Origin of the sequence: Streptomyces sp. MBT65, assembly GCF_016612545.1 — a bacterium.
GTDB lineage: Bacteria > Actinomycetota > Actinomycetes > Streptomycetales > Streptomycetaceae > Streptomyces.
The window spans coordinates 1-26,022 of record NZ_JAENRY010000111.1 but is presented as its reverse complement, the minus strand read 5'-3'; the positions used below and the strand labels follow the sequence as shown (position 1 = coordinate 26,022).

At 70.3% G+C, this 26,022-nt stretch carries 20 protein-coding genes; 8 read left to right on the top strand and 12 right to left on the bottom strand.

The window, feature by feature from the left end; all coding sequences use genetic code 11:
* Positions 1–8 precede the first annotated feature (8 nt).
* Positions 9–1,025, bottom strand: a complete 1,017-nt coding sequence (locus tag JHN63_RS25080; RefSeq protein WP_200684422.1) for an aldo/keto reductase — start codon at positions 1,023–1,025, stop codon at positions 9–11.
* Between the two features lie 142 nt (positions 1,026–1,167).
* On the opposite strand from JHN63_RS25080, the gene JHN63_RS25075 reads away from it, so the two are divergent.
* The 3 genes from JHN63_RS25075 to JHN63_RS25065 are packed head-to-tail and all read left to right on the top strand — an operon-like array spanning position 1,168 to position 3,607.
* On the top strand, positions 1,168–2,019 hold the full coding sequence (locus JHN63_RS25075; protein ID WP_200684413.1) for a helix-turn-helix domain-containing protein: 852 nt from the start codon (positions 1,168–1,170) through the stop codon (positions 2,017–2,019).
* A gap of 44 nt (positions 2,020–2,063) precedes the next feature.
* Positions 2,064–2,744 carry a class I SAM-dependent methyltransferase gene (locus JHN63_RS25070; RefSeq protein ID WP_307781974.1) on the top strand — a complete coding sequence of 227 codons (681 nt, stop codon included), beginning with the start codon at positions 2,064–2,066 and terminating at the stop codon, positions 2,742–2,744.
* Positions 2,745–2,794: 50 nt separating this feature from the next.
* Positions 2,795–3,607 (top strand): PhzF family phenazine biosynthesis protein, encoded by an 813-nt coding sequence (locus JHN63_RS25065; RefSeq protein WP_200684409.1) that lies wholly within the window; start codon positions 2,795–2,797, stop codon positions 3,605–3,607.
* A gap of 28 nt (positions 3,608–3,635) precedes the next feature.
* Here JHN63_RS25065 and JHN63_RS25060 read toward each other — a convergent pair whose 3' ends face one another.
* A complete protein-coding gene (locus tag JHN63_RS25060; RefSeq protein WP_200684407.1) occupies positions 3,636–4,415 on the bottom strand; it encodes a CPBP family intramembrane glutamic endopeptidase in 780 nt (259 codons plus the stop codon).
* 160 nt (positions 4,416–4,575) lie between these two features.
* Here JHN63_RS25060 and JHN63_RS25055 point away from each other — a divergent pair, with 160 nt between their 5' ends.
* The gene (locus tag JHN63_RS25055; protein WP_200684405.1) at positions 4,576–6,363 is read left to right on the top strand and encodes a substrate-binding and VWA domain-containing protein; all 1,788 of its coding nucleotides are present in this window, start codon (positions 4,576–4,578) and stop codon (positions 6,361–6,363) included.
* A gap of 31 nt (positions 6,364–6,394) precedes the next feature.
* Here the strand turns inward: JHN63_RS25055 and JHN63_RS25050 are convergent, their stop codons facing one another.
* Positions 6,395–7,912: a glutamate-cysteine ligase family protein gene (locus tag JHN63_RS25050; protein WP_200684403.1), complete on the bottom strand. Its 1,518-nt coding sequence runs from the start codon at positions 7,910–7,912 to the stop codon at positions 6,395–6,397.
* A gap of 523 nt (positions 7,913–8,435) precedes the next feature.
* Here JHN63_RS25050 and JHN63_RS25045 point away from each other — a divergent pair.
* A complete protein-coding gene (locus tag JHN63_RS25045) occupies positions 8,436–9,020 on the top strand; it encodes a hypothetical protein (RefSeq protein ID WP_200684395.1) in 585 nt (194 codons plus the stop codon).
* 283 nt (positions 9,021–9,303) lie between these two features.
* Positions 9,304–9,495: a DUF5999 family protein gene (locus JHN63_RS52995; RefSeq protein WP_043667998.1), complete on the top strand. Its 192-nt coding sequence runs from the start codon at positions 9,304–9,306 to the stop codon at positions 9,493–9,495.
* Positions 9,496–9,563: 68 nt separating this feature from the next.
* On the opposite strand, the gene JHN63_RS25040 is transcribed toward JHN63_RS52995, so the two are convergent.
* The 8 genes from JHN63_RS25040 to JHN63_RS25005 all read right to left on the bottom strand — a co-directional run bounded on the left by JHN63_RS25040 (position 9,564) and on the right by JHN63_RS25005 (position 21,132).
* On the bottom strand, positions 9,564–11,039 hold the full coding sequence (locus tag JHN63_RS25040) for a glycoside hydrolase family 43 protein (protein ID WP_200684393.1): 1,476 nt from the start codon (positions 11,037–11,039) through the stop codon (positions 9,564–9,566).
* Between the two features lie 56 nt (positions 11,040–11,095).
* Positions 11,096–13,642, bottom strand: a complete 2,547-nt coding sequence (locus JHN63_RS25035; RefSeq protein ID WP_200684391.1) for a sensor histidine kinase KdpD — start codon at positions 13,640–13,642, stop codon at positions 11,096–11,098.
* A 1-nt stretch (position 13,643) separates the two neighbouring features.
* Positions 13,644–14,327 carry a response regulator gene (locus JHN63_RS25030; RefSeq protein WP_200684389.1) on the bottom strand — a complete coding sequence of 228 codons (684 nt, stop codon included), beginning with the start codon at positions 14,325–14,327 and terminating at the stop codon, positions 13,644–13,646.
* Positions 14,328–14,427: 100 nt separating this feature from the next.
* Positions 14,428–15,096, bottom strand: a complete 669-nt coding sequence (locus JHN63_RS25025; RefSeq protein WP_200684388.1) for a potassium-transporting ATPase subunit C — start codon at positions 15,094–15,096, stop codon at positions 14,428–14,430.
* Positions 15,097–15,121: 25 nt separating this feature from the next.
* Positions 15,122–17,215 carry a potassium-transporting ATPase subunit KdpB gene (kdpB, locus tag JHN63_RS25020; protein ID WP_200684453.1) on the bottom strand — a complete coding sequence of 698 codons (2,094 nt, stop codon included), beginning with the start codon at positions 17,213–17,215 and terminating at the stop codon, positions 15,122–15,124.
* 38 nt (positions 17,216–17,253) lie between these two features.
* Complete coding sequence (kdpA, locus tag JHN63_RS25015) at positions 17,254–18,918, bottom strand: potassium-transporting ATPase subunit KdpA (protein ID WP_200684386.1); 1,665 nt, start codon at positions 18,916–18,918, stop codon at positions 17,254–17,256.
* 7 nt (positions 18,919–18,925) lie between these two features.
* Positions 18,926–19,015 carry a K(+)-transporting ATPase subunit F gene (gene kdpF / locus JHN63_RS25010; protein ID WP_016434100.1) on the bottom strand — a complete coding sequence of 30 codons (90 nt, stop codon included), beginning with the start codon at positions 19,013–19,015 and terminating at the stop codon, positions 18,926–18,928.
* 284 nt (positions 19,016–19,299) lie between these two features.
* Positions 19,300–21,132, bottom strand: a complete 1,833-nt coding sequence (locus JHN63_RS25005; RefSeq protein ID WP_200684384.1) for an APC family permease — start codon at positions 21,130–21,132, stop codon at positions 19,300–19,302.
* A gap of 291 nt (positions 21,133–21,423) precedes the next feature.
* Here JHN63_RS25005 and JHN63_RS25000 point away from each other — a divergent pair, with 291 nt between their 5' ends.
* Positions 21,424–21,924: a hypothetical protein gene (locus JHN63_RS25000; RefSeq protein WP_200684382.1), complete on the top strand. Its 501-nt coding sequence runs from the start codon at positions 21,424–21,426 to the stop codon at positions 21,922–21,924.
* A 13-nt stretch (positions 21,925–21,937) separates the two neighbouring features.
* Here the strand turns inward: JHN63_RS25000 and JHN63_RS24995 are convergent, their stop codons facing one another.
* Positions 21,938–24,460, bottom strand: coding sequence for an ATP-binding protein (locus tag JHN63_RS24995; protein ID WP_200684380.1), 2,523 nt, complete (start codon positions 24,458–24,460; stop codon positions 21,938–21,940).
* 152 nt (positions 24,461–24,612) lie between these two features.
* Between JHN63_RS24995 and JHN63_RS24990 the strand changes: the two genes are divergently transcribed.
* A partial coding sequence (locus tag JHN63_RS24990; protein ID WP_234477649.1) for a Na+/H+ antiporter occupies positions 24,613–26,022 on the top strand: 1,410 nt, incomplete at its 3' end.

The window sequence follows — 26,022 nt, the reverse complement described above, 5'->3', positions numbered from 1 at the left end:
AGCGGGCTTCAACGGCGCCGCAGGCGCTTTTCCGTGATCGGCGGGGTGGGGTCGATGTAGAAGTCGCCGGGATTCACGTCGACGCCGGGCGGGACGATCTCGTCGATGCGGTCGAGGAGGTCGTCGCCGAGTTCCACGTCGGCCGCGGCGAGGAGGTCGGCCAGTTGTTCGGGGCGGCGCGGACCGATGAGGACCGCGGTGACCGCCGGATGGGCGCGGACGAAGGCGACGGCCAGATGAGGCAGCGGCAGGCCGGCCTCGGCGGCCAGCGCGGTCAGTTCGCGTACGGCGTCGGCCTTGGCCCGCACGCCCGGCTGGGCGAGATCGAACATCTTCGCCCCCGGACCCGCGTTGCGGTGCCCGCCGGTCGGATCCGCACGGCCCGAGAGCCACCCGGAGTTGAGCGGACCGAAGGTCAGCACGCCCATGCCGTAGCGCTGGGCGGTGGGCAGCACCCGGCTCTCCACACCCCGGGTGAGGATCGAGTACGGCGGCTGCTCGGTGCGGAACCGGTGGTGGCCGCGCCGCTCGGCCGTCCACTGCGCCTCCACGATCTCCTCGGGGGAGAAGAACGATCCGCCGACGGCACGCACCTTCCCGGCCCGGACCAGGTCCGACAGCGCGCCGAGGGTCTCGTCGAGGTCGGTGTGCGGGTCCGGGCGGTGCATCTGGTACAGGTCGATGTGGTCGGTCTCCAGGCGGCGCAGGCTGTCCTCCACCGCGCGGTGGATCCAACGGGCCGAGCCGCCACGCCGGTTGGGGTCCTCGCCCATCGGCAGCCCGAACTTGGTGGCCAGGACGATGTCGTCGCGGCGGCCCTTCAGCGCCTTGGCCACGATCAGCTCCGACTCGCCGCCGGAGTACACGTCGGCGGTGTCGACGAGATTGATCCCGGCGTCCAGTGCCGTGTGGATCATGCGGACCGACTCGTCGTGGTCGGTGTTGCCCATCGCGCCGAACATCATCGCGCCGAGCGCGTATTCGCTCACCGACATACCGGTGCCGCCGAGAATCCTGCGCTTCATCAGACGTCCCTCCAGGTGCGTGCTTGTCTCCACCAGCCGAGCACCACGCGCGGCCGGGGCGGGAGACCCGCTCCGACCGGGGGTCCAGCAGACCCCCTTTGGGGCACCCGCGCCCCAGGTCACCCCGGTCTACGGTGGGTGCATGGCCCAGGAACCGAACAGCGAGCTGCGGGACTTTCTCCGCTCGCGCCGCGCGAAGATCACCCCCGAGGAGGCGGGCCTGGCGCCCCTGCCCGGCACCCGCCGCGTTCCTGGCCTACGGCGCGAGGAGGTCGCCCAGCTCGCGGGCGTCAGCGTCGACTACTACGTCCGTCTGGAGCGCGGACGCCACCTCAACGTCTCCGCGTCCGTCCTGGACGCGATCGCCCGCGCCCTGCAGCTGAACGAGTTGGAGCGCGCCCACCTGTTCCGGATCGCCAGACCGACCCGCAGCCGTCCTCGCGCACTGCCGCCGCAGAGCGTCCGCCCCGGACTGCGCCTGCTGCTCGACAGCCTCACCGACGTCCCCGCCCTCGTCTACGGCCGCCGTATGGACGTCCTGGCCGCCAACCATCTCGCCCGCGCCCTGTACACGGACTTCGAGGACCAGCCCGCCCGCAGCCGCAACATGGCCCGGCTGGTCTTCCTCGACGACACCTTCCGTACCCTGTACGCCGATTGGGAGGACGCCGCCCGAGGCATCGTCGCCTCGCTCCGCCTGTACGCGGGACGTAGCCCGCACGACCCCGCCCTGGCCGAGCTCGTCGGCGAACTCTCCGTCCAGGACGCGGACTTCCGCCGCTGGTGGGCCGACCACGACGTGTTCCAGCGCACCCACGGCACCAAGCGCTTCCACCACCCCGTCGTCGGCGAACTCGTCCTGGGCTACGAGGCGTTCGCCCCCGTCGACGACTCCGAGCAGACCCTGGGCGTCCTCACCGCCGAACCGGGGTCGCCCTCCGCGGAATCCCTGCGACTCCTGGCCAGTTGGGCCGGAGCGCGACCGGGACCATGACCGACAGCGGCGGACGGACGGCCTCCCTCCGTAGAGTCACCCGCGTGACCACGCAGCCCTCCTACCTCACCGCGATCCGGGAGTCGTACGACACCGTCGCGGCCGACTACGCCCAACTCGTCAAGGCACCGGCCGAGTTGGACCCGATCTCCCGCGCGACACTGGCCGCGTTCGCGGCGACTGTACGGGCCGACGGCCTGGGCCCGGTGGCGGATCTGGGGTGCGGGCCCGGCAAGGTCACGGCGTATCTGGCGGGGCTCGGGGTGCCGGTCCTCGGCCTCGACCTCTCCCCGAGGATGATCGAACTGGCCCGCCACGCGCACCCGGACCTGTCCTTCACCGTGGGCTCGATGACCGCGGCGCCGATCGGGGACGACGAGCTCGGCGGCATCCTCGCCTTCTACTCCACGCACCACACCCCTCCGGACCAACTGCCCGTCGTCTTCGCCGAGTTCCACCGCGTCCTCGCTCCCGGCGGCCTTCTGATGCTGGCCGGTCACGTGGGCGAGGGCCAACTCCGGCGCCCGACCCGGGCGTACGGCGGCCACCCCGTCTCCTACGAGTCGCACCTGCTCCCACCGGACCGGATCGCCGAGCTACTCACCCGGGCCGGACTCACGGTCACCGGCCGCCTGGTCCAGGAGCCGGCCGAGGGAACGAAGCGGACCTACGCCACCTTCCTGGCCCGCAAGCCGGAACGCCCCGCCGGCACATCGGTCCAGTGACCCCGGATTGGCCTTGGCCCGCGGCTCCGCGCAGCCTCTAACGTCGCGGCATGCGGATTCGAATCGTGGACGCCTTCACCGACCGCCCCTTCGCCGGCAACCCGGCCGGGGTGCTGCTCCTCGACGCCTTCCCGGCGGACGACGACCGGCTGCGGAAGATCGCGATGGAGGTCAACCACGCCGAGACCGCGTTCGCGCACCGGCTGCCCGAGGGCGGCGACGCCGACTGGGCGTTGCGGTGGTTCACGCCGACGACCGAGGTCGCGATGTGCGGGCACGCGACCCTCGCCACCGCCCATGTGCTGCACACCACCGGCGCCCACGAAGGGCCCGTGCGGTTCGCCACGCGGAGCGGGGTGCTCATCGCCACGCCGGCCGAGGACGGTTCGATCACCCTCGACTTCCCGACCGCCCCGCTCACCGCCGTCGAGATCCCGGACGGTGTCGCCGAGGCCCTGGGCGTCGAGCCGCTCACCGCCTTCGACACCGGCCCGAACATCGGCGACCTCCTGATCGAACTCGCCGACGAGAAGACCGTCGCAGGACTGGCACCCGACCACAAGGCGCTCGCCGCCCACTCCGAGCGCGGCGTCATCGCCACCGCGCGGGCCGAAGACCCCACCCGGGGCTACGACTTCGTGTCCCGGTGCTTCTTCCCGAACGTCGGTATCGACGAGGACCCGGTCACCGGCAGCGCGCACACGGCGCTGGCTCCGTACTGGTCCGAGCGGCTCGGGAGCGCGGTCCTCACGGGGCTCCAGGCCTCGCCCCGTTCCGGGCTCGTGCGGACCGAACTGCGGGGCGGGCGGACCCTGTTGACCGGGCGGGCGGTCACGGTCATCGACGGCGAGCTGCTCGCCTGAGCCGCAACGGGACCGCCCCTCACGGGACTTACGCCGTCGGCAGCCAGCCGACCTTCCCCGCCAGCAGCGCGTAGCCGACGAACGCCCCGATGTCGAGCAGGGAATGCGCCACCACCAGGGGGCCCACGCGGCCCCAACGGCGGTACAGGTAGACGAACACCACGCCCATCACCATGTTGCCGACGAAGCCGCCGATGCCCTGGTAGAGGTGGTAGCTACCGCGCAGTACGGAACTGGCCACCAGCGCCGTGCCCGGCGTCCAGCCCAACTGGCCGAGGCGGCGCAGGAGATAGCCCACCACGATCACCTCTTCGAGGATCGCGTTCTGCATCGCGGAGAGGATCAGGACCGGGTACTTCCACCAGACGTCGGGCAGCGCCTCCGGCACCACCGTGAGGTTGAAGCCGAGGCCGCGGGCGGACAGGTAGAAGGCGATGCCGGTGCTGCCGATGACCGCCGCGATCGCGGCCCCGCGGCCCAGGTCGGGCCAGGGCCGGGTGCGGTCGAAGCCGATCGTGCGCAGGCTCTCGCCCTCGCGCAGGAGGAAGTGCGCGACGAGGGCGACGGGGACGAGTGCCGACGCGATCCCGAACAGCTGCCAGGCGAGATCCAGCCAGGGACGGCCCGGCGCGGCCGAGGCGTTGAGGGTGGCGGCCTGGTCCTTGAGGCCGCCCGGTTTCGTGACTGATCCGACAAAACTGATCAGGGCGGACACACCACTCGCACCGAGCGAAAGCCCCAGAACGAGCAGCGCCTCGGACCGGAGAATCCGCCGCGTGGGCCGCTCCAGCGGAAAAGTTTCGGCCACCTGCCCTGCCTCCACCTGCGCACCTGCCTTCAGTTCGAAAATCCCGCCTCATGCCCATCTTCGTCCCGCTAGGGTCTCGAAAGAACTTACGAAGATCGTGCTCGACAGGCCGTTGGGGGAGACGGAGGCACGAGGTTCAACAGGGAGGGGCACCACCGTCATGGGACGTCACAGCTTGCCCGATCAGTACCGGGCGGGCGGCAGCGACCCCCGTCCTCGCGCGCGCCGCCGTACGGTGGCCGTCGCCACGGTCCTCGTGCTGACCGTCGCCGGCGGTACCGCCGTAGCCGTGCAGAGCGGGTTGCTCTCCTTCGGTTCCTCGTGCCGCAAGGACGCGGTACGGCTGAAGCTCGCCGCCTCCCCCGATCTGGCCCCCGCCCTGCGTGCGGCGGCCGGAGAGGCCCGTGACCAGGGCATCACGTCCGACGGGCAGTGCCTGAACATCTCGGTGACGGCCCAGGACTCGTACAAGTTCGCGGACACGCTCAAGGCGGGCAAGCACCCGGACGTCCAGGTGTGGGTGCCCGACTCGGAGCTGTGGGTGAACGAGGTCTCGTCGGCCGCCGACAGCGCCGCCACGGAGGTCACCGCCGCGGGCAACGTGGCCTCCACGCCGGTCGGGGTGGCGATGGTCCCCGCCGCCGCGAAGTCGCTGGGGTGGCCGAAGAAGACGTACACCTGGCTGGACCTGGCCGGTGCCACGCTGACGGACGACTCGCTGCGGCTGGGCGCGGCCGATCCGGCGCGCAGCGCGACGGGGCTGCTGGCGCTCACGCAGTTGAGCACGGCCGCGGCGAAGGTCAAGGGCGGGGCCACCCAGGCGGCGGCGATGATGAAGACGCTGTCGCAGCGGATCTCCGACACCGACGGCCAGGTGCTGGACACCCTGCCGCGTGACTCCTCGGGCACCGAGCAGGGCAATCCGAAGCGCAACCAGGCGCTGGTGCTGAGCGAGCAGTCGGCGTTCTCGTACAACGCGTCGGCGGACAGCGGCGGGAGCCTGGACCTGTTCTATCCGAAGGACGGCTCCCCGCGGCTCGACTATCCGTACAACCTGGTCGACCAGGAGCGGTTGACCACGGACCAGAGCCGGGCCGCGATCCGGTTCCTGACCTTTCTGAACCAGCCCGCGCAGCACAAACTCCTGGAGAAGTACGGCTTCCGCACGGACGACGACAGCGCGCCGAAGGCCGTGGTCGCCGAGGCCGGTGGCAGCAGTCCCCAGCCGTACGCCGTGGCGGCGGCCGAGCCCGCCTCCGACGCGGCGCTCCAAGAGGCCCTGGGCACCTGGACGATCACGGTGCAGAGCGCGCGGATCACCACGGTCGTCGACGCGTCCGCCTCGATGTCGGAGTCGGTGCCGGGGACCGGGCAGTCGCGCATGGACGTCACCAAGGGCTCGCTGCTCCAGGCGCTGGCCACGTTCACGCCCGAGGACGAGATCGGGCTGTGGGAGTTCTCGACGAAGCTCGACGGCAACAAGGACTACCGCGTCCTGGTGCCGACCGAGCGGCTCGGCGACCGCACGGGCGACGGCACCCAACGGGACGCCCTGACAGCGGCGTTCGGCTCGCTGAAGCCGGTACCGGGCGGGGCGACCGGGCTCTACGACACCACGCTCGCCGCGTACAAGGCGGCCACGTCCTCCTATGTGAAGGGGAAGTTCAACGCGCTGGTCATCCTGACCGACGGGGTCAACCAGGACCCGGGCAGCATCTCCCGCTCCGCCCTCGTCCAGCAGTTGAAGCAACTCGCCAGCCCTGAAAGGCCGGTACCGCTCATCATGATCGCGGTGGGCCCGGAGGCCGACAAGGAGGAGGCCCGGCAGATCGCCGAGGCGACCGGCGGCTCGGGCCACGAGGTGACCGACCCGGCCCAGATCCAGTCGGTGATCCTCCAGGCCATCGTGGCGGCGGGCGCGTCGGGCGCAGCCGCCAACGCGGGCTGAAACAGGGCCGGTTCACCCCACCCCCCACACCTCACCCCAGCGGCACCGGCTCCGGCAGCCCCACCGGCCAGGTGTGGACCGGCTCCCCGAGGTGCATCAACTCGCTGTAGCGCCGCGTGGTGGCGGCCAGCGCGGCGTCTCTCGTGTGGCCCTGTTCCAGCGCGCGGTGGAACGTGGCGGACTGCCAGGTCGCGCCGTTCGCCCGCCGTCGACAGCGCTCGTCGATCACGCCCAAGTACAGGTCCCGGTCGGCCGGTTCGACCCCCCACGCGTCCAGGCCCGCCTCGGCGAGCGGCAGCAGTTCGTCGCGTACGAGGGTCACCGCGTCGATCTCGGTGGTGCCCCCGAGCCGTCCGCGCCGGGGCCAGAGAAGGCGGGCGTCGATGCCGTGGCGGCACGCGGTGTCGAAGTTGGCGGCCGCCGCCTCGAAGGGCAGCCGGGTCCACACCGGCCGCGACTCCTCGGCCAGGGCGCGGACGACGCCGTAGTAGAACGCGGTGTTGGCGATGACGTCGGTGACGGTGGGGCCGGCCGGCAGGACGCGGTTCTCGACGCGGAGGTGCGGGACGCCGTCGGCGATGCCGTAGACCGGGCGGTTCCAGCGGTACACCGTGCCGTTGTGCAGGACGAGTTCGGCGAGGGTGGGGATGCCGCCCGCGTCGAGGACGTCGAGGGGCTCCTCGTCGTCGTGGAGCGGGAGCAGGGGCGGGAAGTAGCGCAGGTTCTCCTCGAAGAGCTCGTACGCCGAGGTGACCCAGCGCTCGCCGAACCAGGTGCGGGGGCGGACGCCCTGGGCCTGGAGTTCGGGCGGGCGGGTGTCGGTGGCCTGCTGGAAGAGCGGCGGGCGGGACTCGTGCCACAGCTCGCGGCCGAACAGGAAGGGCGAGTTGGCGCCCACGGCGACCTGGACGGCGGCGACGGCCTGGGCCGCGTTCCACACGTCGGCGAAGCGGTCCGGGGTGACCTGGAGGTGCAACTGCACGGAGGTGCAGGCGGCTTCGGGCGCGATGGAGCCCGAGGTGCAGGTGAGGTGCTCGACACCTTCGATGTCGAGGACGAAATCCTCGCCGCGGGCGGCCACGATCTGATCGTTCAGCAGGGTGTAGCGGTCGACCGCGGAGAGGTTCGAGGAGACCAGGTCGTCCCGGTCGAGTGTGGGCAGAATGCCGATCATCAGTATTCCGGCGTCGACCTCGCCCGCTTTCCGATGGGCATATGCCAGTGACGTACGGATCTCCTCGGCCAGTCGGTCGAATACCCGGCCCTCCAATCGATGTGGGGCAATGTTGACTTCCAGATTGAACATGGCGAGTTCTGTTTGGAAATCTCGGCTCGCGATGCGTTCCAGCACTTGCCCATTCAGCATTTTCGGCATGCCGTCGGAGCCGACGAGGTTGAGTTCGATCTCCAGCCCCATGAGGTTCCTGGGGCGGTCGAACCGCTTCTCGGCCAGCAACCGCTCCAGCCCCGTCAGACAGCGCCGCAGCTTGGCGCGGTAGCGCTGCCGGTCGGCCAGTTCGATCGGCCCTGCCACGACCTTCTCGCCCATCGAAGCGTCACCTCCTCGTCCCCGGGTCAGGAAGGATGATGCCCAGACCTGGCGATCGATAACGTCCCCGGACCGGCCCGGGGCCCGCTACTCTGGTCGGACGTGACCCGCGGCACATTCACGAGGCATGCGGCGCATGCAGTTCCGTCCACAATGAAGACCTCGTGAAAAACGCCGACGACAATTGGCCGACCCCATCGGAGACATATCCCGAGGTCATCGCCGCGGAGCCGGTTCGGAACCGGGATGATTCCCGTGAATCCCTGGCCGAATAGGCCCTTGTTGTTCATGCGGGAAACGGTTAGACGAAACATCGTCTGAACACGTGTCGTATAAACTCCGCGAACAAGGCAGAAGGTTGGCGCCCCGGTCCTGGAACCTGCCGTCGAGGTGACGTGCGGCGGGCCCTACCCATGCGCACGGAACCCGGCCCCGACCTCGCTGACCCCGAGAGCTGACAGCGCCGTCCGCCCCCGTCCCGCCCTCGCGCCACCAGTGCCTGTCGAATGAGAGGCGACCCACCATGCCGCTGCATGTCCCCCCGGCTCCCGCGCCCGCCCTGCGCTCCGTTCTCACGGCACTCGGTTCCCCCACCGCAGTCCGCGAGGCCCGAACCCCGTCCCTGCGCGCGGCCCAGGGGCCGGCCACACCCGAACTCCCGCTGCCCCTCCATGTGTTGGACCGCGTGACCGCGGAGGGGGCGGCCGTGACCCGGCTGGCCGGGTGGCGTTTCCTGATCCGCTGCGGTGACCGCGCGGTCGCCGCGGCCGAGACCATGCTGACCCCCGACGGCTGGGCGTTCTCGCACTTCTTCGAGGGCCCGTACATCGCCTCCACCGAGCGCGCGCTGCGCCAGGCCGAGAGCATGAAGGGCACCCACCAACCGCGCCTCCTCTCGGTGCCCGGCCTCTACATGCTGACGCTCTGGCTGCACGGCGACCTCACCGCGGACGGCGCCGACGGCCACCCCGCCGCGAGCGATCTGCTGGTCCCGCTGGCCCCGGCACCGCCCGGCATCGCGGCCCACCGTCCGCACCGGGTCGCCGAGTTGCTGCCGGTGCTGACCCATCGGGTGACTCCCGCGCCGCTGCTCGGTTCGCCCGCCTGACTTTCCCCTGCCGTCACCCTCGTACCCCGTCACCGAATTCCCGGTGGCGGGGTACGATCGCGTTTCCGGCCCTTTCACGCTCGTAACGCTCGTCCGAGCACGAAAAAGCTCGTACGAGCTGGGAATTGGGATGAACCGTCCGCGCGGGTGATGCGTCTTGAACCTGTGAGAAGCGGTGCTGCTAAATCCCTGCGGATTGACGTCCATGGGGCAACACTGGGTTCGGACCGACTCAACACCACGGGGGACGGACATGACCACAACTGAGCGAGAGATCCCACCAATGTGCAAGCACCAGCCACCGTGTCCCACAGCCGAATCCGCCGACCGGGAGTCCGCCCGCCTCACGGCGCACCACCCGGAACAGGGCTGGAGCCTGCTGTGCAATGGCGTTCTCCTGTTCGAGGACACCGGTGAGCTCCTGCCCGACGGCCAGATCATCGCCCCACACCGTCAGGTGATGACTGCCGCTTGAGCATTTCGAGAACATGAGGGGCCGGCCGCACACACGAGGTGCGCACCGGCCCCGACGCATTTCCGGGGTCAATCACCCTCCGTAGTCGTCCGCTTTCCCAGCGCCTCTTCGTAGTCGAACCAGTCGAAGTCCGCCGCACCCTCAGTGACATACATGCCGATCACCCGTCCGGTGAATCCGCCCGCCACCTGCGTGGACAGATAGCGTCCGTCCAACTTCGCCATTTCTACGGCGCCTTGAGGACCCTCCACGGAAAAGGCCAGGGTGTCGGGGCCACGCGTGCCGACGCCCGCCGTACCGATGTCGACGGCCAGGGTGACCGGACCGGGCGGCACGGGTTGCTCCGCGACCACCTGCCGGACCGGGCCGATCCGCACGACCACGCTCGCCACTCCCCCGGCCACCTCCACGCCGTAGTGATGCGCGTCGTCCATGCGGACGGAGAGACCGGCGCGTCCGGAGCCGGGGTCGAGTCGGACCGCCGCGCGGCAGTCGGGGTGCTGCTGGCGGCGCCCGAGGAACACCTGGCCCGCGTGTGCGTCCAGGGTCAGCCGGCCCGGTCGACGCGTCAGCGACCAGCTGTCGTCCCGTCTGCCGCGCGGGGAGATCCAGGAGGCAGCGAGGGTCGAGTCGTCGAAGTCGTCGCGTACCGGCGGGAGTTGGACGGGATGCCAGGCCGCCGGAGCCGGGTGCTGTTCTTGTACGGGGCCGACCCTGGGCCAGCCGTCCACCCACTCCACCGGGGTCAGGAACGTCTCGCGGCCCAGGACGTGGAAGCCGGGGAACCAGCCCCGGGGGCGGGTGCCGAGCAGCACCATCCACCAGGTGCCGTCGGGGGCCGTGACCAGGTCGGCGTGGCCGGTGCTCTGGATCGGGAGGTCGGTGCTGCGGTGGGTCAGGATCGGGTTGGCGGGGGCCGGTTCGTAGGGGCCGCGCGGGGAGCGGGCGCGGGCGATCGAGACGCTGTGGCCGTGTGCGGTGCCGCCCTCGGCCAGCATCAGGTACCACCAGTCGCCGACGCGGTAGAGGTGCGGGGCCTCCGGGTGCTGGAGTCCCGTGCCGGACCAGACGGGGAGCGGGCCCTCCAGGACCTTGCCGGTCGCCGGGTCGATGCGGGCGACCTTCACCCCGGACACCGCGCACCAGCAATCGCCGTTGTCGTCCCAGGCCAGGTCGGGGTCGATGCCGGGCAGGTCGACGAGGACCGGGTCCGACCAGGGGCCCTCGGGCCGGTCGGCGGTGACGAGGAAGTTGCCCTTGCCGCCCACGTCGGTGGTGATCAGGTAGAAGCGGCCGTCGTGGTGGCGGAGGGTCGGGGCGTAGATGCCGGCCGAGGCGGGGGTGTCGTCCGGCAGGTCCAACTGGCTCGGTCGGTCAAGGACGTTGCCGATCTGACGCCAGTGCACGAGGTCCCGGCTGTGGAACAGCGGGACCCCGGGGAAGTACTCGAAGCTGGAGCACGCGAGGTAGTAGTCGTCGCCGACCCGGCACACGCTGGGGTCGGGATGGAACCCGCCGATGACCGGGTTGTCGTAGGTCCGCATGTGTCCCGTCTCTCCGTCCGGCCCACCTTCGAAAGTTTCGGGCCGATAAGCGAACATTACGGAGCGGGACTGTAGGTGGCTCCTGAGGTGTCGGCAAGGTGCTGGGCGGGGGCGAGTCGGAGGCTGAGCACCATCGTGAGGCCGCCACCAGGGGTGTCCTCGGCGCCGAGGGTGCCGCCGAGGGCCTCGGTGAAGCCGCGGGCGACGGCGAGGCCGAGGCCCACTCCGGCGCCGCGCGGGGCGTCGCCGTAGCGCTGGAAGGGTTCGAAGATGCGGTTCTTGGCCTCGTCGGGGACGCCGGGGCCGCGGTCGATCACCCGGATCTCGACGCGGTCGGCGATGGCACTCGCCTTGACCAGTACGGGAGTTGCGTCCGGGCTGTACTTGACGGCGTTCTCCACCAGGTTGGCCACCGCGCGTTCCAGGAGCCCGGGATCGACGCCCACCATCGGCAAGGTCTCGGGGATGTCGAGTTCGACGCTGTCCTCGGGGACCCCGCCGAGCGCCATCGGGACCACCTCGTCCAGGTCGACCTCGCGGATGATCGGGGTGACCGTGCCGGTCTGGAGGCGGGACATGTCCAGGAGGTTCCCGACGAGGTTGTCGAGGCGGTCGGCGCCGTCCTCGATGCCGGCGAGCAACTCCGCCCGGTCCTCGTCCGACCAGGCGACGTCCTCGGAACGGAGCGAGGAGACGGCCGCTTTGATACCGGCGAGCGGGGTGCGCAGGTCATGGCTCACGGCTGCCAGGAGTGCTGTGCGAATGCGGTTGCCCTCGGCCAACGCCCGTGCCTGGTCCGCCTCTTCGCGTAGCCGACGACGATCGAGTACGACGGCTGCCTGGGCGGCGAAGGCGGCGAGGACGCGGCGGTCCTCGGCCGGCAGGACCCGCCCGGAGAGCGCGAGGGCCATGTGGTCGCCGACCGGTACGTCGACGTCCGCGTCCTCGGGGCTCCGGCAGGGGCGCGGGCCGACGCTGCCCGCGCAGGTCCAGGGTTCGACGTCGCTCGCGCGCTCCAGCAGGGCGGCGGACTCCATGCCGAAGGTCTCCCGGACCCGCTCCAGGAGCGCCTCCAGGCTGGTCTCGCCGCGCAGCACATTGCCCGCGAGGAAGGACAGGATCTCGGACTCGGCACGCAGCCGGGCCGCTTGCTGGGTGCGTCTCGCGGCCAGGTCGACCACCGACGCGACCGACACCGCGACGGCCACGAAGATCGCGATGGCGACGATGTTCTTCGGGTCGGCGATGGTGAAGGTGTGCACCGGCGGGGTGAAGTACCAGTTGAGCAGCAGCGATCCGACCGCCGCCGAGGCCAGCGCCGGGAAGAGTCCGCCGAGCAGGGCCGCCGCCACGGTCAGCGCCAGGTACAGCAACATGTCGTTGGCCAGGCCCACTTCGGGCGCGACGCTGCTCAACAGCCAGGTCAGCAGCAGCGGTCCGGCGATTCCCGCGAGCCAGCCCCAGACGATCCGGGCCCGGCCGAGCCGCGCGCCCCGGTTCACGGGCAGTCCGCGCCCCTTGCCCGCCTCGTCGTGGGTGATGAGGTGGACGTCGAGATCGGGTCCCGAGTCCCGGGCGACCGTCGAGCCGACGCCGGGCCCGAAGACATACTGCCAGCCCTTGCGGCGGGAGACGCCCAGGACGATCTGGGTGGCGTTGACCCCGCGCGCGAAGTCCAGCAGGGCCACCGGGATGTTCTCGCCGACGACTTGGTGGAAGGTGCCGCCCAAGTCCTCGACAAGCGTGCGCTGTTGGGCCAGTTCCTTCGGGGACGCGGACGTGAGGCCGTCGCTGCGGGAGATGTAGACCGCCAACACCTCGCCGCCCGCGCCCTTTTCGGCGAGGCGCGCGGCCCGCCGGATCAGCGTGCGTCCCTCCGGGCCGCCGGTCAGGCCTACGACGATCCGCTCACGCGAGCCCCAGATCGCCGAGACGCGGTGTTCGCTGCGGTACTCCTGGAGGTAGGCGTCGACCCGGTCGGCGAGCCAGAGCAGCGCCAACTCCCTTAGGGCGGTGAGGTTTCCGGGGCGGAAGTAGTTGGAGAGGGCCGCGTCGACCTTGTCCGGTTTGTAGATGTTGCCGTGGGCCATCCGGCGCCGTAGCGCGGGTGGTGACATGTCGACCAGCTCGATCTGGTCGGCACGGCGGACGACCTCGTCCGGGACGGTCTCCTGTTGCCGTACGCCGGTGATGGACTCGACGATGTCGCCCAGGGATTCCAGGTGTTGGATGTTGACGGTCGAGATCACGTCGATGCCGGCCGCGAGCAGCTCCTCGATGTCCTGCCAGCGCTTGGTGTTGCGGGAGCCGGGGATGTTGGTGTGCGGCAGCTCGTCGACCAGGGCCACCTCGGGGTGGCGGGCGAGGACCGCGTCGACGTCCATCTCGGTGAACGTCGTGTCCCGGTAGGCGAGTTCGCGGCGCGGGATCTCCTCCAGGCCGTGCAGCATCACCTCGGTGCGCGGCCGGTTGTGGTGCTCGACGAAGGCGACCACGCAGTCGGTGCCCCGCTCGATTCGGCGGTGTGCCTCGGACAGCATCGCGTACGTCTTGCCGACGCCCGGTGCCGCGCCGAGGTAGATCCGGAGCTTGCCGCGTCCCATGTCATCCTTCGAAGCGGTAGCCCATGCCGGGCTCGGTGATCAGATAGCGGGGGCTGGAGGGGTCGCCCTCCAACTTCCTTCGCAACTGGGCCATGTAGACCCGGAGATAGTTGGTCTTGTTGCTCTGGGTCACCCCCCACACCTCCTGCAACAGGTATTTCTGGGTGATCAGGCGGCCCGGGTTGGTGATCAGGATCTCCAGCAGATGCCACTCGGTGGGGGTGAGCCGGATGTCGTGTCCGGCGCGAGTGACCTTCTTGGCGAGCAGGTCGATGGTGAAGTCGTCGGTGGTGACCAGGGTGGTCGCCGGAGTCAGCGGCACGTCCTCGACGCGGCGGACGGCGGCCCGTAGCCGGGCGAGGAGTTCGTCCATGCTGAACGGCTTGGTGATGTAGTCGTCGGCGCCCGCGTCGAGGGCGGCGACCTTCTCGTCGGAGGCCTGCCGCGCGGACAGCACCAGGATCGGGACCCGGGTCCAGCCGCGCAGCGCCTTGATGACGTCGACGCCGTCCATGTCGGGCAGCCCGAGGTCGAGCATCACGACGTCCGGCTGCCGGGCGGCCGCGAGCCGGAGCGCGGTGGCTCCGTCGGGGGCCGCGTCGACGCCGTACTGCCGGGCCTGCATGTTGATCACGAGGGCCCGTACGAGCTGCGGGTCGTCCTCCACCACCAGCACCCGTGTCATGGGGGTGTGCCTTTCGTGTGGTCCCTGGCATGGCGGCAGGAGTCGGCGACGCCGGGATCTCGCCCGGGCCGCCGACTCCCCTGCCGGTCGCGTAACGCCATCAGCTCTTCGTCACAAGGGACTTGAGCGCGATGTTGAGTTCCAGCACGTTCACCGTGGGCTCGCCGATGAAGCCGAGGGTGCGGCCGTCGGTGTGGTCGTCGACCAGCTTCTGCACCTGGGTGACGGTCAGCCCGTTCCTCTCGGCGATGCGGTGGACCTGGAGGCCCGCGTACGCCGGGGAGATGTCCGGGTCCAGGCCGGAGCCGGAGGAGGTGACCGCGTCGGCGGGCACCTGGGACGCCTCGACCGTGTAGCCGGGCACCGAGTTGTCCTTGATGACGGCGGCCTTGGCGTCCTTCACCTGCTGGACGAGCACCTTGCTGTCTGCGGAGAGGTTGGTGGCGCCGGAGAGGATCAGCTTGTACTGGGTGTTGATCGAGTTCACACCCAGCCCGTTGGCCGGTCGGCCCTGGAACCACTTGAGGTCCGGGGCCGGGGTCTCCTGGCCCTTCTTCAGCGGCAGGTTGTACGACTGCCCGATGAGGGACGAGCCGACGACCTTGCCGTCCGCCTTGATCTCCGAGCCGTTCGCCTTGTTGTTGAACAGCGCCTGGGCCACACCTGTGACGGCCAGCGGGTAGATCACGCCTGTGACCAGTGTCAACACGAGGAGCGCCCGCAGGCCCGCCCAGAGCAACCGGGCTGTATTCGATACCGAGTTGTTCATAGCCGATCAGCACGCTTTCAAAAAGTTACAGCCCAGGGATGAGGGAGATGAGGAGGTCGATGATCTTGATGCCGACGAAGGGGGCGATCAGTCCGCCGATGCCGTAGATCCCGAGGTTGCGGCGGAGCATCTTGTCGGCGCTGACCGGCCGGTACCGCACACCCCGCAGGGAGAGCGGGACCAGCGCGATGATGACCAGCGCGTTGAAGATGACGGCCGACAGGATCGCGGAGTCGGGCGAGGCCAGGTGCATGATGTTGAGCTTGTCCAGGCCCGGGTACACGGCCGCGAACAGCGCCGGGATGATCGCGAAGTACTTCGCGACGTCGTTGGCGATCGAGAACGTCGTCAACGCGCCCCGGGTGATGAGGAGTTGCTTGCCGATCTCGACGATCTCGATGAGCTTGGTCGGGTTCGAGTCGAGGTCGACCATGTTGCCGGCCTCCTTCGCGGCCGACGTACCGGTGTTCATCGCGACGCCGACGTCCGCCTGGGCCAGCGCGGGAGCGTCGTTCGTGCCGTCGCCGGTCATCGCGACCAGCTTGCCGCCGGCCTGCTCCCGCTTGATGAGGGCCATCTTGTCCTCGGGAGTGGCCTCCGCGAGGAAGTCGTCCACACCGGCCTCGTCCGCGATCGCCTTGGCGGTCAGCGGGTTGTCACCGGTGATCATGATGGTCTTGATGCCCATGCGGCGCAGCTCGTCGAACCGCTCGCGCATGCCCGCCTTGACGACGTCCTTGAGGTGGATGACGCCCAACACCCGTGCGCCGTCGGTGTCTTCGACGGCCACGAGCAGCGGGGTGCCGCCTGCCGCGGAGATCCGGTCGGTGAGCGCGCCGGCGTCCTCGGACACCTCGCCGCCCCGCTCCCGGACCCAGGTGACGACCGAACCGGCCGCGCCCTTGCGGATCTTGCGCCCGTCGACATCCACACCCGACATCCGGGTCTGGGCGGTGAAGGCGATCCACTCGGCGTGCGCCAACTCGCCCTGGTGGCGCTCGCGCAGGTCGTACTTCTCCTTCGCCAGGACGACGATGGAACGGCCCTCGGGCGTCTCGTCGGCGAGCGAGGAGAGCTGGGCGGCGTCGGCGAGCTGGGCCGCGGTGGTGCCGGTCACCGGCACGAACTCGGAGGCCTGACGGTTGCCGAGGGTGATGGTGCCGGTCTTGTCGAGCAGCAGCGTGGAGACGTCACCGGCCGCCTCAACTGCCCTGCCGGACATGGCCAGTACGTTCCGCTGCACCAGCCGGTCCATGCCCGCGATGCCGATCGCGGAGAGCAGTGCGCCGATCGTGGTCGGGATCAGACAGACCAGCAGGGCCACCAGCACGATCATCGTGAGGTGCGTGCCCGCGTAGTCCGCGAAGGGCGGGAGCGTGGCGCAGGCCAGCAGGAAGACGATGGTGAGGGACGCCAGAAGGATGTTCAGGGCGATCTCGTTGGGCGTCTTCTGCCGGGCCGCACCCTCGACCAGGGCGATCATCCGGTCGATGAAGGTCTCGCCGGGCTTCGTCGTGATCTTGATGACGATGCGGTCGGAGAGGACCTTCGTGCCGCCGGTGACGGCCGAACGGTCGCCGCCGGACTCGCGGATGACGGGCGCGGACTCGCCGGTGATGGCCGACTCGTCGACACTCGCCACGCCGTCCACGACGTCACCGTCGCCGGGGATGATGTCGCCGGCCTCGCAGACGACCAGGTCGCCGATGCGGAGGTCGGTGCCGGGGACCTGTTCCTCGACGGAACCGTTGAGCCGCCTGGCCACCGTGTCGGTCTTGGCCTTGCGCAGGGTGTCGGCCTGCGCCTTGCCGCGGCCCTCGGCGACGGCCTCCGCGAGGTTGGCGAAGATGACGGTCAGCCACAGCCAGGCGCTGATCGTCCAGCCGAACCAGTCGCCCGGGTCCTTGAAGGAGAAGACCGTGGTCAGCACGGACCCGATCCACACCACGAACATGACGGGCGACTTGACCATGATCCGCGGGTCGAGCTTGCGGCAGGCGTCGGGCAGGGACCTGATCAGCTGCTTCGGGTCGAACAGGCCGGCGCCGACGCGTCCTTCGTCCTTGTGACCGGTCGGCACATCGCTGTGCGGCGCCCGGGTCGGGGTGGCAGTGGACATCGAGTCCTCTTGGTTTTCTTGGTTGTCTGTGCGGGTGGTCATGACGCCAGCCCCTCGGCCAGCGGACCCAGCGCCAGAGCCGGGAAGTAGGTCAGACCGGTGATGATGAGGATCGCGCCCACCAACAGGCCGGTGAACAGAGGCTTTTCGGTGCGCAGGGTTCCCGCCGTGACCGGCACCGGCTTCTGCTCGGCGAGCGAACCGGCCAGCGCCAGCACGAACACCATCGGCAGGAAGCGGCCGAGCACCATCGCGAGTCCGGTCATGGTGTTGAACCAGTCGGTGTTCGCGTTCAGACCGGCGAAGGCGGAGCCGTTGTTGTTCGCGGCGGAGGTGAAGGCGTACAGCACCTCGGAGAAGCCGTGCGCGCCGGAGTTGAGCATCGAGTGCGGCGGGGTCGGCAGCGCCATGGAGGCGGCCGCGAAGATCAGCACCAGGGCCGGGGTGATCAGGATGTAGCAGGCCGCGAGCTTCATCTCGCGGGTGCCGATCTTCTTGCCCAGGTACTCGGGCGTACGGCCGACCATGAGCCCCGCGATGAACACCGCGATGACCGCCATGATCAGCATTCCGTAGAGGCCGGAGCCGGTACCACCGGGTGCGATCTCGCCCAACTGCATGCCCAGGATGGTGATTCCGCCGCCGAGCCCGGTGAACGAGGAGTGGAAGGAGTCCACCGCGCCCGTCGACGTCAGGGTGGTCGACACCGCGAAGATCGAGGAGGCGCCGACGCCGATGCGCTGTTCCTTGCCCTCCATCGCACCGCCCGCGATCTGGAGCGCGGGGCCGTGGTGGGCGAACTCGGTCCACATCATCAGGGCGACGAAGCCGACCCAGATGGTGGCCATGGTGGCGAGGATCGCGTAGCCCTGCTTGATCGAGCCGACCATCACGCCGAAGGTGCGGGTCAGCGCGAACGGGATCACCAGCAGCAGGAAGATCTCGAAGAGGTTCGTGAACGGGGTCGGGTTCTCGAAGGGGTGGGCGGAGTTGGCGTTGAAGTAGCCACCGCCGTTGGTGCCGACCTCCTTGATGGCCTCCTGCGAGGCGACCGCACCGCCGTTCCACTGCTGATGGCCGCCCATGAACTGGCCGACCTCGTGGATACCGGAGAAGTTCTGGATGGCACCGCACGCGACGAGCACGATCGCGGCAACAACGGACAACGGCACCAGGATGCGGATGACGCCGCGCACCAAGTCGGCCCAGAAGTTGCCGAGTTCACCGGTACGGGAGCGCGCGAAGCCGCGTACGAGAGCGACCGCCACGGCGATGCCGACGGCCGCGGAGACGAAGTTCTGCACGGCGAGACCGGCCGTCTGTACGACATGCCCCATGGTCTGCTCGCCGTAGTACGACTGCCAGTTGGTGTTCGTCACGAACGACACGGCCGTGTTGAACGACTGCGCCGGATTGACGGAGGAGAAGCCCAACGAGCCCGGCAGGATGCCCTGGAGCCGCTGGAGCAGATAGAGGAAGAGCACCCCGACCACCGAGAAGGCGAGCACCCCGCGCAGATACGCGGGCCAGCGCATCTCGGTGTTCGGGTCGGCACCGATGCCCTTGTAGATCCACTTCTCGACCCGCAGGTGCTTGTCGGAGGAGTAGACCCTGGCCATGTAGTTGCCGAGGGGGACGTAGGCGAGCGCCAGCGCCGCTATCAGGGCGATGAGCTGGAGCACACCGGCAAGGACGGGACCCATACGCTGCTCAGAACCTCTCCGGGAAGATCAGGGCGAGGACGAGATAGCCCAGCAGGGCGACGGCCACGACGAGGCCGACGATGTTCTCGGCGGTCACAGCTTCGTCACCCCCTTGGCGACGAGGGCCACCAGCGCGAAGACCGCGATCGTGGTGACGACGAAGGCCAGATCGGCCATCGTGAGCTCCTGGAATGAGGTTCGAATGGAACGGACGCTTAGAGGTAACCGCGCCCGTGACCGGATTCGGCCGCCGTTGACGGGTCCCTTACGGCGGCGCATACGCCTTTGACGCGACTCTTACGGCGGGGCGGGGCTTCGGCTTGCGAGCGGGGTTCTACGGGGGTGCGGGGCACGGGCTCGTGGGACACCACACCCCCCGCGTCAGAACAGCCGGAACCTCAGGCGACAGATCACCGCGTCCGTGTCCCGCCGTACGGCATGGGCGACCACGGCCCCGCGCTGGTTCTGGAGCAGCCGTTGCCACAGCCTTACGGGCTCCACCTCGGCGATGAGGACGGTGACGCGGGTGTCCGGTTCCGTCGCCGACACGTCTCGTACGTAGGCGGCGATCGGGCGGCCCAGGGTGCGGCGTTCGCAGGTGAGGCGGACCAGGGGGACGCCGGGGTCCCAGTGGGCCCAGGCCTGTTCCAGGGCGTGGAGGTGGGCGCGGTCCTCGGGGTCCGGGTAGCAGACGGTCACCGCGCGGACCTCGTCGCCGAGGGAGGCGGCGGCCGTCAGTGCCTCGGAGGTGAGCCGGGTGAGGGAGGAGACCGGCACGATCACCACCGAACGGTCGCGGTGCGGCGCTTCCGGGATACGGCCGAGTCCGAGCCGTTCGCCGATGTGCGCGTAGGCGCGGTGCACGGTCTCGAAGGCGAGCACGAGCACCGGCAGGGTGATCACGATCAGCCAGGCGCCGTCCTCGAACTTGGACGCGGTCACGACGATCGCCGCGACCCCGGTGAGGACCGCGCCGAAGCCGTTCAGCAGGGCCTTGCCGCGCCGGCCGGGTCCGCGTTCGCCGCGCCAGTGCCGGACCATGCCGACCTGGGCGACCGTGAAGCCGACGAAGACGCCGATCGCGAAGAGCGGCACGAGGGTGTTGGTGTCGCCGCCGGAGAACACCAGCAGGGCCGCCGAGACCGCGGCCAGCGCGAGCACACCGTGCCGGTGCACCTGGCGGTCGGCCTTGAGGGCGAAGACGTGCGGGAGGTAGTTGTCCCGGGCGAGCAGCTTCAACAGGACCGGCAGCCCGCCGAAGGACGTGTTCGCGGACAGGGCGAGCAGGATCATCGTCGCGAACTGGATGACGTAGAAAGCCCAGTTGTGGCCGAGGGAGGCGTCCGCGAGCTGGGCGAGGACGGTGACGCCCTGGACCGGCTGGAGGTGGAAGCGGGAGATCAGCACCGACAGACCGATCAGCATCACGCCGAGCACCGCCCCGAGGGCGACCTCCGCGCGCTGGGCCCGCTTGACCCGGGGCGTGCGGAAGGTGGGCACGGCGTTGGCGATGGCCTCGACGCCGGTGAGGGCGCTGCACCCGGAGGCGAAAGCTTTCAGCAGGAGCAGCACGCCGACGCTTGTGGCGTTGCCGGTCACCACGGACTCGCTGTTGACCCGGTTCACAGGCGCATCGCGGAAGAGGCCGACCACAATGAGGACGAAGATCGAGCCGATGAACACGACGGTCGGCACGATGAACACCCGCGCCGACTCGGCGATCCCGCGCAGGTTCACAGCTGTGAGCAGTGTCAACACCGCCAGACAGAGCCACAGCCGTTCACCGTAGAGCGACGGGAAAGCGGAGGTGAGCGCGGCGACGCCGGCCGTCACGGCCACAGCGACATTCAGTACGTAGTCCAGCACCAGCGAGCCCGCCGCCACCAGGCTCGTCCGCGCACCCAGATGCGTCTTCGCCACGGCGTAGGAGCCGCCGCCGTCCGGGAAGGCCGCGATGACCTGCCGGTACGACGCGACGAGCACCGCGAGCAGGGCGGCGATGGCGAGCGTCACCGGCAGGGTGAAGCCGAGTCCGTGCGCACCGGCCGCGGCCAGCACGAGGACGATCGCCTCGGGGCCGTAGGCGACCGACGCCATGGCGTCCAGGGAGAGGGCGGCGAACCCGGCGAGGGCGGTCAGTCGATGGCGTTCGCCGGTATCCGGGGGCTCCTCGTCGGCGGGCGTCTCGCCCGGCTGGACAGTCAGAACGGTCATGCTGCTGGCTCCTTCACGTACGGACGCGCGGTGACGGGAACGCGCGGGTGCGCTCCAGGCTCTGTCCCGCCGCCGCCGGTTTCCCCTTCTCCTTGCGGCTTCTTCGCGCCGAACACACTTTCTTTGACGGGAACTTGACGAGCGTGTGACCAGGGCAACCGCGCTCGACCGCCGCGAGAGCGTTGCGGGCCGCTGCGGGGCCGCTGCGACGGCGTCAAGAACCGCCGGCCGCCCGTCAGAGTCGCGTCAAGGCCCGGATTCCGTACGCCGGGGATCTCTACCGTCACCCCCATGGAACCGGTGGAGGACCGACGATGGGCACGGGACCTGCGTGACACGTTCCGCTGCGCGGGCGCGCTGCTCGGACTCCTGCTGCTCGTCGACGACTTGAGCGGTCGGCTCACGCTCTGGCGCGCCGCGCTCTGGTTCGCCATAGCGCTGCTGCTCTTCGTGGTGCTCTACCCGGCACGGGTCCGGGCGGGCGCGGGCTGGCTGTCCTCGCGCGGGCTACTGCGTGAGCGACGTGTGCGCACGGACCGGCTCGTGTCCGTGCGGTGTCTGGACGGGGTCTCTCAACGGCTGGTGCTGCGGGACGAGTTCGAGGGCCGGGTCGAGATCGACCCGGATGTGCTGGTCAACAACCCAGATGTGTGGCACCGGTTGGCCGAGGGCTCCCGCACGTCCATCGCCTCCGGCTCGCTCACGTGCGGGACGACCGCGCTGCGCCGGGTCGCGCGACGCGTCGAACGCGAGACGGCGGAGACCGTGTTCAAGGTGTCGGGCCTGGAGTAGCCGTGGCCGTTGTTCAGGCGGTCGGGCCGGGGGTGGCCGTGGCCGTCGGGTCCAACTGGCCTGCCTGTTCAGCCCGTTCGGCCAGCGGCAACGACACGACCATCGTCAGACCGCCACCCGGTGTGTCCTCGGGGGTGAGCGTCCCGTGCATCGCCTCGGTGAGGCCGCGCGCGAGGGCGAGCCCCAGCCCGAGCCCGGTGGTGTTGTCCGTGTCGCCGAGCCGCTGGAACGGCTCAAAGAGGCGGTCCCGTCCGGTGGTCGGAAGCCCGGGCCCCCGGTCCACGACCCTCAACTCCACCCTCCCGCCCAGCGCGCTGGCGGTGACCATGACCCGACGCCCGGCCGGGGTGTGCCGGGCCGCGTTGCCCGCCAGGTTGGCGATCACGCGTTCCAGCAGCGGCGGATCGACGAGCACCGGCGGGATCGACTCCACGTCCCGCAGATCCACGTCCGGCACGTCCGCGAGCGCCATCGGCAGCACCTCCTCCAGGCTGGTGGCCCGCAGGTTCAGCGGCAGCACGCCCGCCTCCAGACGGCTCAAGTCCAGGAGGTTCTCCAGGAGTCGGTTCAGCTTGGCCATCGACTCGTCGGCGGTGGCGAGGAGTTCGTCCCGGTCCTCGGCCGAGAACTCCACGTCCCGCCCGCGCAGCGAGGTGACGGCCGCCCAGCCCGCCGCGAGCGGCGTCCGCAGATCGTGTCCCACGGCCCGCAGCAGCGCCGTACGCAAACGGTCGGCGGCCTTCACCGGCTCTATCTCGGCGGCCGCTTCGGCGAGTTGGGCCCGTTCGACGGCGGAGCCGACATGAGCGGCGAAGGCGGCCAGGACGCGCCGTTCCGAGGAGGACAGGGTGCGTCCGCGCAGCACGAGGAAGGCGCCGGGGCCCGCGGGGACGGTGGTGACCCCGCCGCCTATCTCATGATCGGGTGGCTGGTCGACGAGTTCCGCCGACTCGGTGCCGAAGGTCTCGCGGGTGCGTTCCAGCAGCGCCGGGATCGTCTGGCCGCCGCGCACGATGCTGCCCGCGAGGGAGGACATCGTCTCGGCCTCGGCGGTGGCACCCGCCGAGCGCCGGGACAGTCGTAGTGAACGGTCCACGACGGCGGCCACGGTCGCCGCCACGACCGTGAACACCCCTAGCGCCAATAGGGCGTTGGGGTCGTCCAGGGTGAACTGCCCGATGGGCGGGATGAACCAGTAGTTGAGCAGCAGCGAGGCCGTCACCGACGCGATGACCGCCGAGGTGACTCCGCCTATGCAGGCGACCCCGACCACGGCGAGCAGGAACAGCAGGGCCTCGCTGGTGAGGTTGACGGTGCCACGCACCTGGGCGAGGAAGACGGTGAGCAGCACCGGCAGTACAAGTCCCGCCACGGGACCGGCAATCAGCCGTGCCGTGGACAGCGTGCGGCGGCGGGAGGGCAGCAGCGTGCCGCGCCCGGCCCGCTCGTGCGTGACGCGGTGCACGTCGATGTCGCCGGAGAGTTCGGTGACCGTCTCGCCCGTGCCGGGACCGGTCAGGAACCGTTCGAACCGACCCCGGCGGCTGGTGCCGAGGACGAGTTGGGTGGCGTTCTCGGTGCGGGCGAACTCGACCAGGGCGGTGGCGACGCCGTCGCCGACCACCGAGTGGTAGCTGCCGCCGAGGTCCTCGACGAGCCTGCGCTGCCGGGCGAGCGAGGCGTGCGACACCCCGGCGGCGAGCCCGTCGCTGCGGGCCACGTGCACCGCGAGGAGATCGCCGCCGGCGGACCGGTCGGCGATGCGGGCGGCGCGCCGGATGAGCGTGTCGCCCTCGGGGCCGCCGGTCAGCGCGACGACCACCCGCTCCCGGGTCTCCCACACCCCGCCGATCGCGTGCTCGGCGCGGTAGGCGTGCAGGGCCTCGTCGACCCGGTCGGCGACCCACAGCAGCGCCAACTGCCTTAGTGCGGTGAGGTTTCCGGGCCGGAAGTAGTTGGCGAGGGCCGCGTCGATCTTCTCGGGCGTGTAGATGTTGCCGTGCGCCATGCGCCGCCGCAGTCCCTCCGGCGGCATGTCGATCAGTTCGATCTGCTGGGCGTGGCGTACGACCTCGTCGGGCACGGTCTCGTGCTGCGGGACCCCGGTGATCTTCTCGACGACGTCCTTGAGGGAGGCCAGATGCTGGACGTTGACGGCGGTGACGACGTCGATGCCGGCGGCGAGCAGTTCGTCGATGTCCTGCCAGCGCTTGGCGTTGCGGCCGCCGCCGGGGACGTTGCTGTGCGCGAACTCGTCGACGACGGCGACCTCCGGGCGGCGCAGGAGGACCGCGGCGAGGTCCATCTCCTCGAAGTACCCACCCCGATAGGCACATTGGGCCCGGGGCACGGCCTCCAGGCCGTCGAGCATCGCCTCGGTGCGCGGGCGCCCGTGGCACTCGGCGAACCCCACCACCACATCGGCGCCGCGAGCGGCCCGGCGCCGTGCCTCGTCGAGCATGCGGTAGGTCTTGCCGACACCCGGGGCCGCCCCGAGGTAGACCTTCAGTCGCCCGCGTCGCAGTACGTCATTCATCGCCTCCCAGAGAAGCGCCCCGCAGGCCTCCGGGCAGGCTTCTTGATGCGTCCCTGGCGCCGCCCGCGAGGACGTTGACACTGTCTTGACGGCGCCCGGCCGGGTTAGGGTGGCCGCGGTGTGCCGGGAAGTCTGGTCGGCGGGGAGCCCGCATGGGCTCGTCCAAGCCCCAGGGGGACGGCATGCGCGGCGTCGGTACGGTTCTCGCTCTCGTGGTTCTGGCCACGCTGGTGGCGACGTTCGCCCGCCGGTGGCGCATCCCCGCGCCCTCCCTCCTCGTGGTCGCCGGTCTCGCCGTGGCCCTGCTGCCGGGCACCCCCGCGATCGAGATCAGCCCGGACGTGATCGGCCTGGTCGTCCTGCCGCCGCTCCTCTACGCCAGCGCCGAGGACATGTCCTGGCGCGAGTTGAAGGCGGTGTGGAAGCCGGTCGGGATCCTCGCGATCGGTCTGGTCCTCGCGTCGGCGGCGGCGGTGGGCTGGGTGGCGTCGACGGTGACCCCGCTGTCCTGGCAGATGGCGCTCGTGCTCGGCGCGGTCCTCGCCAGCACCGACCCGGTCGCCGTCACCGCGCTGGGCCGACGACTCGCGCTGCCGCCGAGGGTCCAGGTCCTGGTCCAGGCGGAGTCCCTGTTCAACGACGCGACCTCGCTGGTCCTGTTCCGGGTCGCGGTGAGCATCGCCGTGGCCTCGGCGGCGGCCAACTGGGGTGCGGCGGGCGGTGAGTTCATCGTTCTCGCGGGCGGCGGCACGGTCATCGGGGCGGCCGTCGCCTACGTCGTGACCCTGATCCGGCGGCGCACCGAGGACCCGGTCCTGGAGACGGTGATCGCCCTGGTCACGCCGTACGCGGCCTACGTCCTCGCGGAGGGCGCCCACACGTCCGGCGTAACGTCGGTCGTGGTCGCCGGAGTTGTCCTCGGCGGCCGCGGCGACCGCCTCACCAACGCCCGCATACGCCTCCAACTCCACGCCGTCTACGGCACGGTGGTGTTCCTGCTGGAGAGCGTGGTGTTCTCCCTGATCGGCCTGGCGCTGCCCGCCCAGGTACGGGCCCTGTCCGACAGCGACCGGGCGTGGCCGCTGTACGCGCTCGCGGTGGCGGGCACCCTGATCGCCGTACGACTGCTGTGGCTGGCGCCGCTGTCGGCGGTACTGCAACGCAAGGGCGGTACGCACCGGGTGAATTGGCGGGTGCCGATGGTCCTGACCTGGGCAGGCACCCGGGGTGTCCTCCCGCTGGCGGCGGCCCTGTCGATCCCGGAGGTCACCAAAGGCGGCGCGGCGCTGACCGACCGCCCCCTGGTCCTGGTCCTCACCACCTCCGTCGTGGTCGTCACCCTGGTGGTCCAGGGCTTCACGCTCGCCCCCGCCGTCCGCCGCTCCGGAATCGCCCTCGAACCCGACCACACAGAACGCGAAGAGGCCTCCGCCCGCTGCCACTTGGCCGACGCGGGCATCCGCCGCCTCGACGAACTGGCGGAACTCGAAGCGGTCCCGGACGTCGTCCTGGACCGCCTCCGCCGCGGCCTCAACGCCCGCCTGGACGACGCCCGGGACCGC